We start from the raw sequence: 14,895 nt of genomic DNA on the forward strand, positions 1-14,895 counted from the left end.
CGAATCCTGTAGGAGCGAGCGGGCTCGCGAAGCCGTTGCGGCTCCTGCAGGTTCGCCAGCAAGCTGGCTCCTACGAAAAGCCGACCCGCCCATGTCATTCGATCTCGCCTCCCGCCTTGCCGCCCGCCATGCGGAAAACCTCTATCGCCAGCGCCCCTTGCTGGAGAGCCCGCAGGGGCCTGAGGTGGTGGTCGACGGTCGGCCCATGCTTGCCTTCTGCTCCAACGACTACCTGGGCCTGGCCAACCATCCTGATGTGATCGCCGCCATGCGCCAGGGCGCTGAACGATGGGGCGTCGGTGGTGGTGCCTCGCACCTGGTGATCGGCCACAGTGGCCCGCACCATGACTTGGAGCTGGCGTTGGCCGAGTTCACCGGCCAGCCCCGTGCGCTGCTGTTTTCCACCGGCTACATGGCCAATCTCGGCGCCGTGACCGCGCTGCTCGGCAAGGGTGACACGGTGCTGGAAGACCGCCTCAATCACGCTTCCCTGCTGGACGCCGGCCTGCTCAGCGGGGCGCGTTTCTCACGCTATCTGCACAACGATGTAGCCAGCCTCGCCAGTCGCCTGGAGAAGGCCGAAGGCAACACCCTGGTGGTGACTGACGGCGTATTCAGCATGGACGGTGATCTGGCTGACCTGCCTTCCATCTGCGCCGCTGCCAAGGCGAGAAACGCCTGGGTGATGGTCGATGACGCCCACGGCTTCGGTCCGCTGGGTGCCCACGGCGGTGGTATCGTCGAACACTTCGGGTTGGGTCTGGACAATGTGCAGGTGCTCGTCGGCACTCTTGGCAAGGCCTTTGGTACCGCTGGCGCTTTCGTGGCCGGCAGCGAAGAGCTGATCGAAACGCTGATCCAGTTCGCCCGCCCCTACATCTATACCACCAGCCAGCCGCCAGCTGTGGCCTGCGCAACGCTGAGGAGCCTGGAGCTGTTACAGCGCGAAAGCTGGCGCCGAGAGCACCTCGACAAACTGATCCGGCGCTTCCGCGAGGGCGCGGCCGAAATTGGCCTGTCCCTGATGGACAGCCCGACGCCAATCCAGCCGATCCTGATCGGCAACAGCGCTCGCGCCATGCAACTGTCAGCCTTGCTCAAGGCCCGCGGCATCCTGGTCGGCGCCATCCGCCCACCCACCGTACCAGCCGGCAGCGCGCGCCTGCGCGTCACATTCTCTGCCGCCCACAGCGAAGAGCAGCTTGAATCATTGCTGACTGCCCTGGCCGAGTGCTGGGCCGAGTTGCCACCGGAGGATGCTGCCGATGCGTGAACACTTGATCCTGCTGCCGGGCTGGGCCATCGGCCCGGCTGCCCTGGAACCGCTGCGTGGTGCACTGATGGAACGAGCGCCGCACCTGCGCGTCGACATCGAACCTTTGCCCGAACTCGACCAGGCCGGTGCCTGGCTGGATGAACTGGATGAGCGCCTGGCCAGGGACGCCTGGCTGGCCGGCTGGTCCCTGGGCGGCATGCTGGCGGCGCAATTGGCGGCACGCCGTGGCGACGCATGCCGGGGACTGATCGGCCTGTGCAGCAACCTGAGCTTCCGCGCTCGCGAAGATTGGCCCAGCGCCATGCCGCAGGACGTCTTCACTGCCTTCCACGAGGCCTGCCGGCTCGACCCGGCGCAGACCCTCAAGCGCTTCAGCCTACTGGTCGCCCAGGGCGCTCGCGATGCGCGCACTCTGGCGCGGCAACTGCAGGTCACTCAACCAAGCGTCGACCCCAAGGCGCTGGACGCCGGTTTGTGTTTGCTGGATGTGTTGGATACGCGCGCTGCGTTGCAGGGTTTCAGTGGTCCGCAGTTGCACCTGTTTGCCGGGCGCGACGCGCTGGTGCCGGCCACCGCGGCGGATGCGTTGCTGGAATGGCTGCCCGACATCGAGTTGCAGGTCTTCCCGGAGGCCAGTCATGGCCTACCGTTGGAGAACCCAGAGGAAGTGGCTGAGGCCATCCTTGTATTCATGCGAGAGGGCGATGATGTCTGATCCCCTGGCTGCTGCCAAACCCTCGGTCGAGACCGGGGGTCTGTTGCCGGACAAGCGTCAGGTGGCGGCTTCCTTTTCCCGCGCGGCACAGAGCTACGACAGCGTCGCCGCCCTGCAGCGAGCAGTAGGTCACGAACTGCTAGCGAGCCTGCCAACTACCTTTGTGCCACGTCGCTGGCTCGACATGGGCTGTGGCACCGGCTACTTCTCCCGGGCCCTGGCCGACCGTTTCCCAGAGGCCGATGGCGTCGCGCTGGATATCGCCGAGGGCATGCTGCGCCATGCGCGTCCGCAGGGCGGCGCTCGGCACTTCATCGCCGGGGATGCCGAGCATCTGCCGCTGGCCTCAGGATCGCAGCAACTGGTCTTCTCCAGCCTGGCCGTGCAATGGTGCGTCGACTTCGCCGCCGTGCTGGCCGAGGCTCGACGCGTGCTGCAACCGGGCGGAATCTTTGCCTTTTCCAGCCTGTGCGTCGGTACGCTGCAGGAGCTGCGTGAAAGTTGGCTGGCAGTGGACGGCTTCATTCACGTCAACCGTTTCCGGCGCCTGGAGGACTACCAGGACCTCTGCGCTGCCAGCGGTCTGTTGCCGCTCGACCTGGAGAGCCGGACTCAGGCCTTGTACTACCCGGACTTGCGTAGCCTGACCCATGAACTCAAGGCGTTGGGTGCGCACAATCTGAACCCGGGCCGCCCTGGCGGCCTCACCGGCCGGGCGCGCATCCTGGCCCTGGTCGAGGCCTACGAGCGTTTCCGCCGGCCCCAGGGACTGCCGGCCACCTACCAGGTTGTCTACGGCCTACTGCAGAAGGAAGAGTGAATGCGCGAGGCCTACTTCGTTACAGGCACCGACACCGAAATCGGCAAGACCACCATTGCCGCCGGCCTGTTGCACGCTGCGCGTATGGCTGGCCGCTCGACCGCCGCGGCCAAACCGGTGGCCTCCGGCTGCGAGCAGACCCCCGATGGCCTGCGCAACAGCGACGCACTGGCGCTGCTGGGCGAATGCTCGCTGCCGCTGACTTACGACGAGGTCAATCCGCTGGCCTTTGTCCCGGCCATCGCCCCGCACTTGGCGGCGCGCGAAACGGGTGTCGATCTGAATGTCGAGGCTCTGGCCGCGCCGGTGCGGCACGTGCTGGGCAAGGGCGCGGAGTTCACCCTGGTGGAAGGCGCCGGCGGCTGGCGCGTTCCGCTAGCGGCGGCGGCAAGCCTGTCCGACCTGCCCATCACTCTGGGGTTGCCGGTCATTCTCGTAGTAGGGGTGCGCCTGGGGTGCATCAATCACGCGCTGCTCACCGCCGAGGCCATCGCCCGTGATGGCCTGCGCCTGGCAGGGTGGGTCGCCAACATCGTCGACCCGGCTACCTCTCGTCTCGAAGAAAACCTCGCCACTCTCGCCGAGCGCCTGCCGGCACCCTGTCTGGGCCGCGTGCCGCATCTCGCTGAGGCAACCCCCGCCGCAGTGGCTGCCTACCTCGATCTCTCCCGGCTGGACCTGACCATGTAGCCCGGATTTCAGTCCGGGCTACATGGTCAGCAGAAATTGCATCCGCGCGCTCCGGCTGCTTCAATTGCCGCCACCGTCGACTCGCCCGCGGAGTCCGGCATCGAAATCAGCAAAAACTTGTTCAATGCAGGTCTTGGCGCCGTTCAATCCGGCCAGCGGCGCATCGACCTGGTGGCTACCGATATCGCCGGCAGCATCCAGCGGCGCAGCGTACAACCTCAGGCCGAAGCTGCCGACCTGGCCTCCAGCCTGGTTGCACTGGACATTGGCAAGTTCGAAGCCCAGGCGAGCGCCAAGGTCATAGAGGCGGCGGACGCCGCGTTGGGCACCTTGATTGACACCCACGCCTGACCCCTCCCCACCGCTCTGTCGCTGGTCTGCAGCGCCCCGGCGCTGCCACTCCGTTCTTGAACTTTACTGTCACTAGAGTCCTGCAGAATTCACTGCACGGTCGGGTTGCCGCACGCCTGAAAGAGTGACTGGTCGGTCGGGAAGGCCGCTTGACAAGGGTTTGGCGTAAACGTATGTTTCAAACGCCTGTTTGATTGCTGCCGGCGATGCCGTGCAACCAAGAACCAGATGCAGCACGCGACCGGCGCCCCGGTCACCTGAACTAGGAACCCACCGCAGAGGTTTACCGCTATGCCTGATTACAAGGCCCCCTTGCGTGATATTCGTTTCGTTCGTGACGAACTGCTCGGCTACGAAGCGCACTATCAGAGCCTGCCTGGCTGCCAGGACGCTACCCCGGACATGGTCAACGCCATTCTCGAAGAGGGCGCCAAGTTCTGTGAGCAGGTGATCGCTCCGCTGAATCGCGTGGGTGATACCGAGGGTTGCACCTGGAGCGAGTCCGGCGTGAAGACTCCGACCGGATTCAAGGAAGCCTACAAGCAGTTCGTCGAAGGCGGCTGGCCGAGCCTGGCCCACGACGTCGACCATGGCGGCCAAGGCCTGCCGGAGTCCCTCGGCCTGGCCATCAGCGAAATGGTCGGCGAGGCCAACTGGTCCTGGGGCATGTACCCTGGTCTGTCCCATGGCGCGATGAACACCCTGTCCGCCCATGGCACTGACGATCAGAAGCACACCTACCTGACCAAGCTGGTATCCGGCGAGTGGACCGGTACTATGTGCCTGACCGAACCGCACTGCGGTACCGACCTGGGCATGCTGCGTACCAAGGCTGAGCCGCAGGCTGACGGTTCCTACAAAGTCACCGGCACCAAGATCTTCATCTCCGCCGGTGAGCACGACATGGCCGACAACATCGTCCATATCGTCCTGGCCCGCCTGCCCGATGCCCCGGCTGGCACCAAAGGCATTTCCCTGTTCATCGTGCCGAAGTTCCTGCCGACTGCCGACGGCTCCGTTGGCGAGCGCAATGCCGTGTCGTGTGGCTCCATCGAGCACAAGATGGGCATCCACGGCAACGCCACCTGCGTGATGAACTTCGACGGCGCCACCGGTTACCTGATCGGCCCGGCGAACAAAGGCCTGAACTGCATGTTCACCTTCATGAACACCGCCCGCCTGGGCACCGCGCTGCAAGGCCTGGCCCACGCCGAAATCGGCTTCCAGGGTGGCATCAAGTATGCCCGCGAGCGTCTGCAGATGCGTGCCCTGACCGGCCCGAAAGCGCCTGAGAAGCCCGCTGACCCGATCATCGTGCATCCGGACGTGCGCCGCATGTTGCTGACCATGAAGGCCTTCGCCGAAGGCAACCGCGCGATGGTCTACTTCACGGCCAAGCAGGTGGACATCGTCAAATACAGCCAGGACGAAGAGCAGAAGAAAGCGGCCGACGCGCTGCTGGCCTTCCTGACTCCGATCGCCAAGGCCTTCATGACTGAAGTGGGCTTCGAGTCCGCTTCCCACGGCATGCAGATCTACGGTGGTCATGGCTTCATCAGCGAGTGGGGTATGGAGCAGAACCTGCGCGACTGCCGCATCTCCATGATGTACGAAGGCACCACTGGCGTTCAGGCCCTCGACCTGCTGGGTCGCAAGATCCTGATGACGCAGGGCGAAGCGCTGAAGGGCTTTACCAAGATCGTCCACAAGTTCTGCCAGGCCAACGAAGCCAACGATTCCGTCAAGGAATTCGTCGAGCCGCTGGCCAAGCTGAACAAAGAGTGGGGTGAGCTGACCATGAAGGTCGGCATGGCCGCCATGAAGGACCGTGAGGAAGTCGGTGCCGCTTCGGTGGACTACCTGATGTACTCCGGCTATGCCTGCCTGGCCTATTTCTGGGCCGACATGGCGCGCCTGGCTGCCGAGAAATTGGCTGCTGGCAAAGGCGATGCTGCCTTCTACAAGGCCAAGCTGCAGACTGCGCGCTTCTACTTCAAGCGCATCCTGCCGCGTACCCGCATGCATGTGGAAACCATGCTGTCCGGTGCCAGCAACCTGATGGACATGGCCGAGGAAGATTTCGCCCTGGGTTACTAAGACTCGCGCGGCGAGATCGGAAAAAAGGCGGTGGGGCAACCCTCCGCTTTTTTTATTGGGCGTGCGTTATGGCGCGGCATTCAGCGTCCGCCCTTCGATTGACCGAGGCGCCTGCCGGGATTAGCGTCAAACGACTGTTTGACTGCCATTCCGGAGAATCTGCCATGCCCGAGTACAAGGCCCCGCTGCGCGACATCCGTTTCCTCACCGACGAAGTCTTCGACTACCCGTCCACCTACGCTGCACTGGGTGCCAGCGACGCGACCCCGGACATGGTCGCGGCAATCCTCGAAGAAGGCGCCAAGTTCTGCGAGCAGGTGCTGTCGCCCCTGAACCGCAGCGGAGATGAAGAAGAGTGCCAGTGGAAGGCCGGCGTGGTCACCACGCCAAAGGGCTTCAAGGAAGCCTTCGCCCAGTACGTCGAGGGTGGCTGGAACGGCCTGGCTGCCGACCCCGCCTATGGTGGCCAGGGCCTGCCGCACTCGCTGGGCCTGATCATCAGCGAGATGGTGGCCGCAGCCAACCAGTCCTGGGCCATGTACCCCGGGCTGACCCACGGCGCCATGTCGGCCATCCATGCCCATGGCACCGAAGAGCAGAAGCAGACCTACCTGACCCGCCTCACCGAGGGGCGCTGGACCGGCACCATGTGCCTGACCGAACCACACTGTGGCACCGATCTCGGCATCATCAAGACCCGCGCCGTGCCCCAGGCGGATGGCAGTTATGCGATCTCCGGCACCAAGATATTCATCTCTGCCGGCGAGCACGACATGAGCGAAAACATCGTTCACCTGGTGCTGGCCAAGCTGCCTGACGCGCCCGCTGGCACCAAGGGCATCTCGCTGTTTATCGTGCCCAAGTTCCTGCCCGCTGGTGAAGGTGTCGGTGAGCGTAATGCGGTCTCCTGCGGCTCCATCGAGCACAAGATGGGCATCAAGGCTTCAGCCACCTGCGTGATGAACTTCGACGGCGCCAAGGGCTTCCTCATCGGCGAGCCGAACAAGGGTCTGAACTGCATGTTCACCATGATGAACCACGCCCGCCTGGGTACCGGCATGCAGGGGCTCTGCCTCGGCGAGGCGAGCTACCAAGGCGCGGTGCGCTACGCCAATGACCGCTTGCAGATGCGTGCCCTGACCGGACCGAAGGCGCCGGAGAAAGCAGCCGACCCGATCATCGTGCATCCCGATGTGCGGCGCATGCTGTTGACCATGAAAGCCTTCAACGAGGGCAACCGCGCCCTGGCCTACTTCACCGCCCAGCAATTGGACATCGCCCATCGCAGCAATAGCGTCGAGCAATGCGAGGAGGCCGAAAACCTGCTGGCCTTCCTCACCCCCATCTGCAAGGCGTTCATGACCGAGACCGGTCTGGAGGCCACCAACCTTGGCATGCAGGTGTTTGGCGGCCATGGCTACATCCGCGAGTGGGGCATGGAGCAACTGGTACGCGACTGCCGCATCGCCCCTATCTACGAAGGCACCAACGGCATCCAGGCGCTGGACCTCCTCGGGCGCAAGGTGCTGGGCAGCCAAGGCAAGCTGCTGCGCGGTTTCACCAGGCAGATCCACAAATTCTGCCGGACTCAGGCGGAGCATCCCCAACTCAAAGTACATGTGGCAGAGCTGGCACGTCTCAACCAGCAGTGGGGCGAGCTGACCCAAAAGGTCGGCCTGGCGGCCATGACGAACCCCGACGAAGTGGGCGCCGCAGCGCTCGATTACCTGATGTATTCGGGCTACATCATCCTGGCCTACTTCTGGCTGCGCATGGCACTGGTCGCCGATGCGAAGCTGCAGGATGGCAGTGGGGACGCGGCCTACTACCAGACCAAACAGGCCACCTGTGACTTCTACTTCAAACGTCTGCTCCCGCGCACCGAGGCCCATCGGGCAGCGGTGGAGGCGGGCAGCGATTGCCTGATGCAGCTGCCGGCAGAGCACTTCATGCTCTGAACCAGAAGGCCCGTTTTTCTACCGGGCCTTATTAATTTGGTGACCGATAAATACTCAGTGGTCACATAAGGACTCTATGTGTCTGAAAAGTTGCTGGGGTAGACTCGGCGACCGATCCGTGAATTCGGCCTTTCCTGGCCCCTGTAGAGTGTTTTCGAGGTTTGCACATGGCTGACTACAAAGCCCCCCTGCGCGACATGCGCTTCGTCCTCAATGAAGTCTTCGAAGTCTCCAAGCTGTGGAGCCAATTGCCGGCGCTGGCCGAAGTGGTTGACGTCGATACCGCTGCGGCGATCCTCGAAGAGGCCGGGAAAGTGACCGCCGGAGTAGTCGCACCGCTCAACCGCAGCGGCGACGAAGAAGGCTGCCAATGGCAGGATGGCGTGGTCACGACGCCGGCCGGCTTCCCCGCGGCCTACCAGACCTACGCCGAAGGCGGCTGGGTTGGGGTGGGCGGTGACCCGATCTACGGCGGCATGGGCATGCCCAAGGTCATCTCCGCCCAGGTGGAGGAGATGGTCAACGCGGCCAACCTGTCGTTCGGCCTGTACCCGATGCTGACCGCCGGCGCCTGCCTGTCGCTCAACGCCCACGCCAGCGACGAGCTGAAGGCAAAGTACCTGCCGAACATGTACGCCGGCGTCTGGTCGGGTTCCATGTGCCTGACCGAGCCGCATGCCGGTACCGACCTCGGCATCATCCGCACCAAGGCCGAGCCGCAGGCCGATGGCAGCTACACGATCACCGGCACCAAGATCTTCATCACCGGCGGCGAGCACGACCTGACCGAGAACATCATCCATCTGGTGCTGGCCAAGCTGCCCGACGCACCGGCCGGTCCGAAAGGTATCTCGCTGTTCCTGGTGCCCAAGGTCATGGTCAACGAAGATGGCAGCCTTGGCGCACGCAATGCAGTGAGCTGCGGCTCGATCGAGCACAAGATGGGCATCAAGGGTTCCGCCACCTGCGTAATGAACTTCGATGGCGCCACCGGCTACATCGTCGATGCGCCGAACAAGGGCCTGGCGGCGATGTTCACCATGATGAACTACGAGCGCCTGGGCGTGGGTATCCAGGGCCTGGCCTCCGGCGAGCGTTCCTACCAGAACGCCGTGGAGTACGCCCGCGAGCGTATCCAGAGCCGCGCGCCGACCGGCCCGGTGGCCAAGGACAAGGCGGCCGACCCGATCATCGTGCACCCCGACGTGCGCCGCATGCTGCTGACCATGAAGGCAGCCAACGAAGGCGGCCGTGCCTTCTCCAGCTACGTCGCCATGCAGCTGGACACCGCCAAGTTCAGCGAAGACCCCCTCGTGCGTAAGCGCGCGGAAGAACTGGTCGCCCTGCTGACGCCGGTGGCCAAGGCCTTCCTCACCGACCTCGGTCTGGAAACCACCGTGCATGGCCAGCAGGTCTTTGGCGGCCACGGTTTCATCCGCGAGTGGGGCCAGGAGCAACTGGTGCGTGACGTGCGCATCACGCAGATCTACGAAGGCACCAACGGCATCCAGGCGCTGGACCTGGTGGGGCGCAAGGTGGTCGGCAGCGGCGGGGCGTTCTACAAACACTTCGCCGACGAGATCAAGGCGTTCGCCGAGGGTGCGCCCGCCGAACTGGCCGAGTTCGTGCAGCCGCTGAAGGCCGCCATCGCCAACCTCGACGAGCTGACCGCCTGGGTCCTGGACCGCGCGCAGTCCAACCCCAATGAGATCGGTGCCGCCTCGGTCGAGTACCTGCACGTGTTCGGCTACACCGCCTACGCCTACATGTGGGCGCTGATGGCGCGGGCCGCCTTGGGCAAGGAAGGCCAGGACGAGTTCTACGCCAGCAAGCTCGGCACCGCGCGCTTCTACTTCGCGCGCCTGCTGCCGCGCATCCACTCGCTGACCGCCTCGGTGAAGGCCGGTAGCGAATCGTTGTACCTGCTGGACGCTGCGCAGCTCTGAGTCTCGTTTAAGTCTCAAAAGGCCCCGCTACCGCGGGGCTTTTCTTTGTCATGTGGGGTATTGATCTGAACTCGCTGAAGGCTTAGGTGCTAAATATTGCTTTGTTAATTCCCCAATCATGTAAGCCAAAGCTTACATTTTCTGGTGGCTAATGCTGCTACCGGGGTTTTGGAGGCAGGGCTAATCTTCACATCACTAGGACGTCGCGCAGGAAGCGCACTGCAAAACAGGGATACGCCGGATTTCCGCCAGGATGGCGGTGCGATCAGGGATGTCGGGACTTAGTCTGCAAAACCTCGCTTCGGCGGGGTTTTTCTTTTTCTGCGCTCGGCAAACGTGCTCAGCCCTCCGTCACAGCAGTGGCTCCTCCGGCGCCCCAAAACCCTTCCAGCATCGAGCGCAACAGTTGCAGGATCGCCTGTCGGCGCTGCGCATCGTGAAATACCAATCCCACTTTCAATGGCACACGCGACTGGCTCAGTGGCTTCCACAGCAGGCGTGGTTGGCGTGCAGTTGCCACGCGCCGGCACCGACTCTGTTCAGGTTGTTGGATTACCTGACTGGGCCGCATGCGGCGTTGACTTGAGGAAGTGACCAAACCTGCGGGTGCGAATGAATTCGCACCCACTAAGAGCATCGTGTCTGGCGGGTTATATCAGCGGGCGGTACAGCTCCGGATGCCGATCCTTCAGGTAGGTGATGCTAGCCCGTGAGGCTTCCAGCTTCTGGCGATCCAGGTCGGCGAAGATAAGCGTCTCGTTGCGCCCGGCGCTGGCCGACAGGCTACCGTCCGGTGCAGCGACGCTGGAGAGACCGCAATAGTGGATCTCGCCTTCGCTGCCACAATAGTTGGCGTACGCCAGGTAGCACTGGTTTTCGAAGGCGCGGGCGCGGACCAGCACTTCGGCGACGAAGTCGTAGGGCACCATGTTCGCCGTCGGCACCAGTATCAGGTCGGCGCCGGCCAGCGCCAGCCGTCGGGCATTCTCCGGAAACTCCACGTCATAGCAGATCAACATCCCCAGTTTCCAACCGTTCAGTTCGACCAGCGGGAAGTCATCGCCGCCAGCACTGAACATGGTGTTGTCCAGATCACCGAACAGATGCGTCTTGCGATAGTTGCCGAGGCTGTCGCCGCGTTTGTCGATCAGTTGCACCGAGTTGAAGATCGCCCCCTCAGCGCTGTGCTCGGGATAACCGTAGAGAATGGCGATTCCGTGCTCGCGGGCGATCTCGGCCACCCGTGCGGCCCAAGGGCCGTCCCGGTGTTCGGCCAGGGCGCTTACCGCGCCCAGGCCAATGTTGTAGCCGCTGAGGAACATCTCCGGGCAGACCAGCAGCGCTGCCCCCTGGGTTGCCGCTTCCGCAGCGCGGCGTTGCAGCCGCTCGAGATTGGCGGCGGGCTCCAGCGGCAGGGGCGGGCATTGGTAGAGGGCGATGCGCATGGGGGCTCTCCTGGATCAGTCCGGCAGCGCAATCGGGCCGAGCTCGGCGAACAGATCGCCGGGGCCAGGGTTCTCGACAGGGCTGCTGCCGCCGAAGTGCTTCATGATGCCCCAGACCGCGTTGAGCGAGGTCTGCACCGCACCTTCGACCCAGGCCGGCGTCCAGGACACATCGTCACCGGCGATGAAAATGCCACGCTGCTCGGCAGGCATGTCGTCCTGCATGAAGTGCGCGTACATGCGCTGGTTGTAGCGGTAGTGGCCCGGCAGCGCACCTTTGAAGGCGCCGAGGAAGTGCGGGTCGGCCTCCCAGGACACGGTGATCGGGTCGCCGATGATGTGGCTGGCAATGTCCACGTCCGGGTAGATCTTCTTCAGCGCATCGAGAGCCAGCTTCACGCGCTTCTCCACCGGATGCGGCAGCATCTTCAGCGCATCGCTCATCCACGAGTAGGACAGGCAGATCACGCCTGGCTTGTCGTCGCCGTTGTCGAACAGGTAGGTGCCGCGGGTGAGGCGGTCGGTCAGCGTCATGCTCAGGGTATCGCGGCCGGTCTTTGGATCCTTGTCCTTCCAGAACGGGCGGTCGACCATCACGAAGGTCTTCGACGACTGCATGTAGCGGGTACGGTCCAGGGCCATCCACATCTTTTGCGAGAACAGCGACTCCTCGCATTCGATCTGGGTGGTCAGCAGCCAGCTCTGGCAGGTGGTCAGCACTGCCGCGTAGTGGCGGGTGTCGCCCCAGTTGTCGGTCACCGCCATGCGGCCATCGGCGGCGCGGGCGATGCGCTTCACGCCTGGGCGTGCTGCGCCGTTGTGCAAGGATGCCAAGCTGGTGCCCGCCGGCCAGTGCACGCAGCGTTCAGGGGCGTGGCGCCAGATGCCCAGCGGCACCTGCTGGACGCCGCCGACGATCAGGTGCTGGTTCTCGTCGCACGCAGTCATCACCACGCGGAAGATTTCCAGCATCGAGTTGGGGAAGTCCGAGTCCCAGCCGCCGGTGCCAAAGCCCACCTGGCCGAACACTTCGCGATGGTGGAAGGAGAGCTTGGCAAATGCCTTGGAGCTGGCGACGAAGTCGTAGAAAGTGCGGTCGTCCCACAGTGGAACCAGGGTGTTCCACAGATCCTTCAGGCGCTTCACGTCGCGGTCGCGGATCGCCTGCTGGATGTCGCCGAAACGGGCTCCGTCTTCCAGAGCATCGGCCCAGGCGTCGGCCACCTCCTGGAACAGGGCCGGCAGGTCGGAGAGCTTCTCGGCGTAGTAGGTCTTGCCCTCAATGTCGATCACCGTGCTGCCCGAGGCCGGAGTCAGCGGGTTGGGGAAGGGCTTGGTTTCCAGGCCGAGCATGTCGACGTAGTGATAGAAGGCAGTGGAGGAGGCCGGGAAACGCATCCCGCCGAGCTCGGCGGTGATCCCGTCAGTGCCCTCGAAGGTCTGCGAGCGCAGGCGGCCGCCCATCTTCGAAGCCTCATACACCACGGGCTTGAGGCCCATCTTCATCAGCTCGTAAGCCGCTACCAGACCGGCGATGCCCGCACCGACGATCGCCACTTCTTCGCCGTGATGTTCGGCCGGAATGCTGCCCAGGCCGGCCGGGTGCTGGATCCAGTCATCGAAGGCGAACGGGAAATCCGGGCCGAAGATGGTGATGGGTTTCTTGCCGTCGGCGGGGTGGCGATTGTTGTTATGCATGATGAACCTTGATGGCCGTGAGAGGGGGCTGCCAGCTCGGGCAGCGGTGGAGCCATTCTAGGGAGCGTGAAGTTCGTCGTTAAGACGCAAAGTGTCGTCATTTGGCAGTCTCATGATGCGAAGTGACGAACGATTTATGCAGAGTGACAAGATGCTTCAGCAGCGGACTGTTCCAGGGGGGTACGAAACTAAATGCCGGCTTTCTGCGCCGCATCTTCTAGGCGAGAGTTTGCTCGCAAACGGATGCGAGTGGCTTGGCGAGCAGAGATCGCTCCTATGGGGTCAGGCGGGAGGCGCCAGCGGCTGGCCCCGATCCAGCTTGCAGCTAAGGATGATCGAGGTGGTGGTCTTCTCCACCCCGTCGACGCTGCCGATCATGTCCAGCAACTGGTCCAGCCGCTCCGGCGAATCGGCGCGCAACCAGGCCACGTAATCGAATTCGCCGCTCACCGCACAGAGCAATTGCACCTCGGCCATGCCGGTGAGGCGACGCAGCACTTCCCTGCCACTGCGCGGCTTCACGGTGATGCCGACATAGGCCTGCAATCCGCCATCCGCCACGCGCTGGCCCAGGCGCACGCCGTAGCCGCTGATCACATTGGCCTTCTCCAGCCGCGCCAGGCGCGAGGTCACCGTGGTCCGCGCAATGCCCAGACGCCGTGCAAGCATCGCCACGCTTTCGCGGGCGTTGATTTGCAGCGCTGCGATCAGCTGGCGGTCGATTTCGTCGAGGACGGCGGGGTTCAGGTCAGACATAAGTGGCTCGGCGGTGGCATGTGCAATGAGGTTAGCGGGTGCGCAAGGCTACCTGAAGGGCGCGAAGGGAATGAAACTTTGCTGCCGCAGCCCACTGGTCGGCTGAGCCGTCGCCGGCGCTGTGAGTGACCAGACTTATTGCTGAATGGCTGGATGAAGGCGCAGAGGTACCGGCCGAAACAGCATCTCCGCACGGGAGTCGTCCCGCTATGAAATCGTCGTCATACCTCTACTGCAGCCTGCTGCTCGGCGCGTTGACCAGTCTTCCTGCAAACGCCGAAACCGTGGTGCCCTTGCAAGGGCAGAGCCCCGAACAGGTCCAGCAGGACATCGCCGCGTGCCAGAGCCAAGCCGGCAGTTCAACAAGCACAACCAGCAGCTCCACGCAAAGCGGCGGACGAGTCCGTGGCGCTGCAACAGGCGCCGTGGCCGGCGCGGCGGTTGCCCAGGTGCGAGGCAACCGCCACGAGGAGGTGTATGACCGGGTGGATGACGACGTGAAGCAGGAATACCGGCAGGAGCGCGCCAAGGACGCTGCTGTAGCCGGGGCGGTGGTGGGGGGCTCGCGCCAACGTCAGGAGCGTCGGCAGGACCGCCGCACTGTCGAGCAGGCGAGCAGCACGTCCTCTTCGGCCTACACCAGTTGCCTGCAACAGCGGGGCTATCAGGTGACGCCTTGAGAAGTCGGCGCTCAGCAATCGTTGAGTCAACTCGAGCGTGCGAGCCCGATGGCATAGGGGCGGGATTGTTGCGCGCCACGGAAAGGCCCTTTCAGTAAAGGCGGCTTTTTCCGCTGCTTCGTCTGGAGTCTCATTTCACCATCGGTCCCAAGGTGCTGTAAGCCGATTCCGGGAACCTGAAATGACTTCCGAAGGAGACTCTCATGAAACGCTCGATTCTCACCGGCGCGAGCCTTTTTTTAGCCGCCTTTGCCAGTAGCGGGGTGATCGCTGCCGAAGCGACCCAAGCTGTCGGCTACGAGTACGGCATGCCGCTGGATGTCGCCCGAGTGATTTCCATCGATGAGCCCAACCCGCTCAGCTGCGAGACCGTGCAGGCGAAGATGACTTACGTCGATTCCAACGGCGAGCAGAAATCCGTCACCTATCTCAAGCAGTCCAGTGCTTGCGCCAATAGCTGAAT

Annotated in this window: 13 protein-coding genes and 1 pseudogene; 10 read left to right on the forward strand and 4 right to left on the reverse strand. The window is 63.6% G+C overall.

The features are described from left to right. Positions 1–91 precede the first annotated feature (91 nt). The 8 genes from bioF to OXH74_RS10355 all read left to right on the forward strand — a co-directional run bounded on the left by bioF (position 92) and on the right by OXH74_RS10355 (position 9,853). Entirely contained in the window at positions 92–1,273 is a 1,182-nt protein-coding gene (gene bioF, locus OXH74_RS10320; RefSeq protein ID WP_375741125.1) for an 8-amino-7-oxononanoate synthase, read from the forward strand. Then, positions 1,266–1,991: an alpha/beta fold hydrolase gene (locus OXH74_RS10325; RefSeq protein ID WP_375741126.1), complete on the forward strand. Its 726-nt coding sequence runs from the start codon at positions 1,266–1,268 to the stop codon at positions 1,989–1,991. The genes bioF and OXH74_RS10325 overlap by 8 nt, the downstream gene beginning before the upstream one ends. Continuing rightward, positions 1,984–2,811 carry a malonyl-ACP O-methyltransferase BioC gene (gene bioC, locus OXH74_RS10330; protein ID WP_375741594.1) on the forward strand — a complete coding sequence of 276 codons (828 nt, stop codon included), beginning with the start codon at positions 1,984–1,986 and terminating at the stop codon, positions 2,809–2,811. The genes OXH74_RS10325 and bioC overlap by 8 nt, the downstream gene beginning before the upstream one ends. After that, positions 2,812–3,501, forward strand: a complete 690-nt coding sequence (bioD, locus tag OXH74_RS10335) for a dethiobiotin synthase (RefSeq protein ID WP_375741127.1) — start codon at positions 2,812–2,814, stop codon at positions 3,499–3,501. It begins immediately after the preceding gene. Positions 3,502–3,537: 36 nt separating this feature from the next. Next, complete coding sequence (locus tag OXH74_RS10340; RefSeq protein ID WP_375741128.1) at positions 3,538–3,852, forward strand: hypothetical protein; 315 nt, start codon at positions 3,538–3,540, stop codon at positions 3,850–3,852. A 291-nt stretch (positions 3,853–4,143) separates the two neighbouring features. Continuing rightward, on the forward strand, positions 4,144–5,949 hold the full coding sequence (locus tag OXH74_RS10345) for a phenylacyl-CoA dehydrogenase (protein WP_375741129.1): 1,806 nt from the start codon (positions 4,144–4,146) through the stop codon (positions 5,947–5,949). Positions 5,950–6,113: 164 nt separating this feature from the next. Then, positions 6,114–7,907 (forward strand): acyl-CoA dehydrogenase C-terminal domain-containing protein, encoded by a 1,794-nt coding sequence (locus OXH74_RS10350; protein ID WP_375741130.1) that lies wholly within the window; start codon positions 6,114–6,116, stop codon positions 7,905–7,907. A gap of 167 nt (positions 7,908–8,074) precedes the next feature. Continuing rightward, on the forward strand, positions 8,075–9,853 hold the full coding sequence (locus OXH74_RS10355; protein WP_375741131.1) for an acyl-CoA dehydrogenase C-terminal domain-containing protein: 1,779 nt from the start codon (positions 8,075–8,077) through the stop codon (positions 9,851–9,853). Positions 9,854–10,193: 340 nt separating this feature from the next. On the opposite strand, the pseudogene OXH74_RS10360 reads toward OXH74_RS10355, so the two are convergent. The 4 genes and pseudogenes from OXH74_RS10360 to OXH74_RS10375 all read right to left on the reverse strand — a co-directional run. Continuing rightward, positions 10,194–10,349 (reverse strand): annotated as a pseudogene (locus OXH74_RS10360) (hypothetical protein); the annotation flags it as partial. Positions 10,350–10,503: 154 nt separating this feature from the next. After that, complete coding sequence (locus OXH74_RS10365) at positions 10,504–11,298, reverse strand: carbon-nitrogen hydrolase family protein (protein ID WP_375741132.1); 795 nt, start codon at positions 11,296–11,298, stop codon at positions 10,504–10,506. 15 nt (positions 11,299–11,313) lie between these two features. Beyond that, on the reverse strand, positions 11,314–12,996 hold the full coding sequence (locus tag OXH74_RS10370) for a flavin monoamine oxidase family protein (RefSeq protein ID WP_375741133.1): 1,683 nt from the start codon (positions 12,994–12,996) through the stop codon (positions 11,314–11,316). Positions 12,997–13,278: 282 nt separating this feature from the next. Continuing rightward, positions 13,279–13,752: an Lrp/AsnC family transcriptional regulator gene (locus OXH74_RS10375; protein ID WP_375741134.1), complete on the reverse strand. Its 474-nt coding sequence runs from the start codon at positions 13,750–13,752 to the stop codon at positions 13,279–13,281. Between the two features lie 209 nt (positions 13,753–13,961). On the opposite strand from OXH74_RS10375, the gene OXH74_RS10380 reads away from it, so the two are divergent. Together OXH74_RS10380 and OXH74_RS10385 are read left to right on the forward strand one after the other, a co-directional pair. Continuing rightward, positions 13,962–14,432, forward strand: a complete 471-nt coding sequence (locus OXH74_RS10380; protein WP_215381240.1) for a YMGG-like glycine zipper-containing protein — start codon at positions 13,962–13,964, stop codon at positions 14,430–14,432. A gap of 203 nt (positions 14,433–14,635) precedes the next feature. Further along, positions 14,636–14,893, forward strand: coding sequence for a DUF2790 domain-containing protein (locus OXH74_RS10385; protein WP_375741135.1), 258 nt, complete (start codon positions 14,636–14,638; stop codon positions 14,891–14,893). Positions 14,894–14,895: the final 2 nt, after the last annotated feature.

Source organism: Metapseudomonas boanensis (genome assembly GCF_042232855.1).
Classification (GTDB): Bacteria; Pseudomonadota; Gammaproteobacteria; order Pseudomonadales; family Pseudomonadaceae; genus Metapseudomonas; species Metapseudomonas boanensis.

Coding starts and splice junctions, on each gene's coding strand:
- bioF (WP_375741125.1), top strand. CDS start 92: ATGTCATTCGATCTCGCCTCCCGCCTTGCCGCCCGCCATGCGGAAAAC.
- OXH74_RS10325 (WP_375741126.1), top strand. CDS start 1,266: ATGCGTGAACACTTGATCCTGCTGCCGGGCTGGGCCATCGGCCCGGCT.
- bioC (WP_375741594.1), top strand. CDS start 1,984: ATGTCTGATCCCCTGGCTGCTGCCAAACCCTCGGTCGAGACCGGGGGT.
- bioD (WP_375741127.1), top strand. CDS start 2,812: ATGCGCGAGGCCTACTTCGTTACAGGCACCGACACCGAAATCGGCAAG.
- OXH74_RS10345 (WP_375741129.1), top strand. CDS start 4,144: ATGCCTGATTACAAGGCCCCCTTGCGTGATATTCGTTTCGTTCGTGAC.
- OXH74_RS10350 (WP_375741130.1), top strand. CDS start 6,114: ATGCCCGAGTACAAGGCCCCGCTGCGCGACATCCGTTTCCTCACCGAC.
- OXH74_RS10355 (WP_375741131.1), top strand. CDS start 8,075: ATGGCTGACTACAAAGCCCCCCTGCGCGACATGCGCTTCGTCCTCAAT.
- OXH74_RS10365 (WP_375741132.1), bottom strand. CDS start 11,298: ATGCGCATCGCCCTCTACCAATGCCCGCCCCTGCCGCTGGAGCCCGCC.
- OXH74_RS10370 (WP_375741133.1), bottom strand. CDS start 12,996: ATGCATAACAACAATCGCCACCCCGCCGACGGCAAGAAACCCATCACC.
- OXH74_RS10375 (WP_375741134.1), bottom strand. CDS start 13,752: ATGTCTGACCTGAACCCCGCCGTCCTCGACGAAATCGACCGCCAGCTG.
- OXH74_RS10380 (WP_215381240.1), top strand. CDS start 13,962: ATGAAATCGTCGTCATACCTCTACTGCAGCCTGCTGCTCGGCGCGTTG.
- OXH74_RS10385 (WP_375741135.1), top strand. CDS start 14,636: ATGAAACGCTCGATTCTCACCGGCGCGAGCCTTTTTTTAGCCGCCTTT.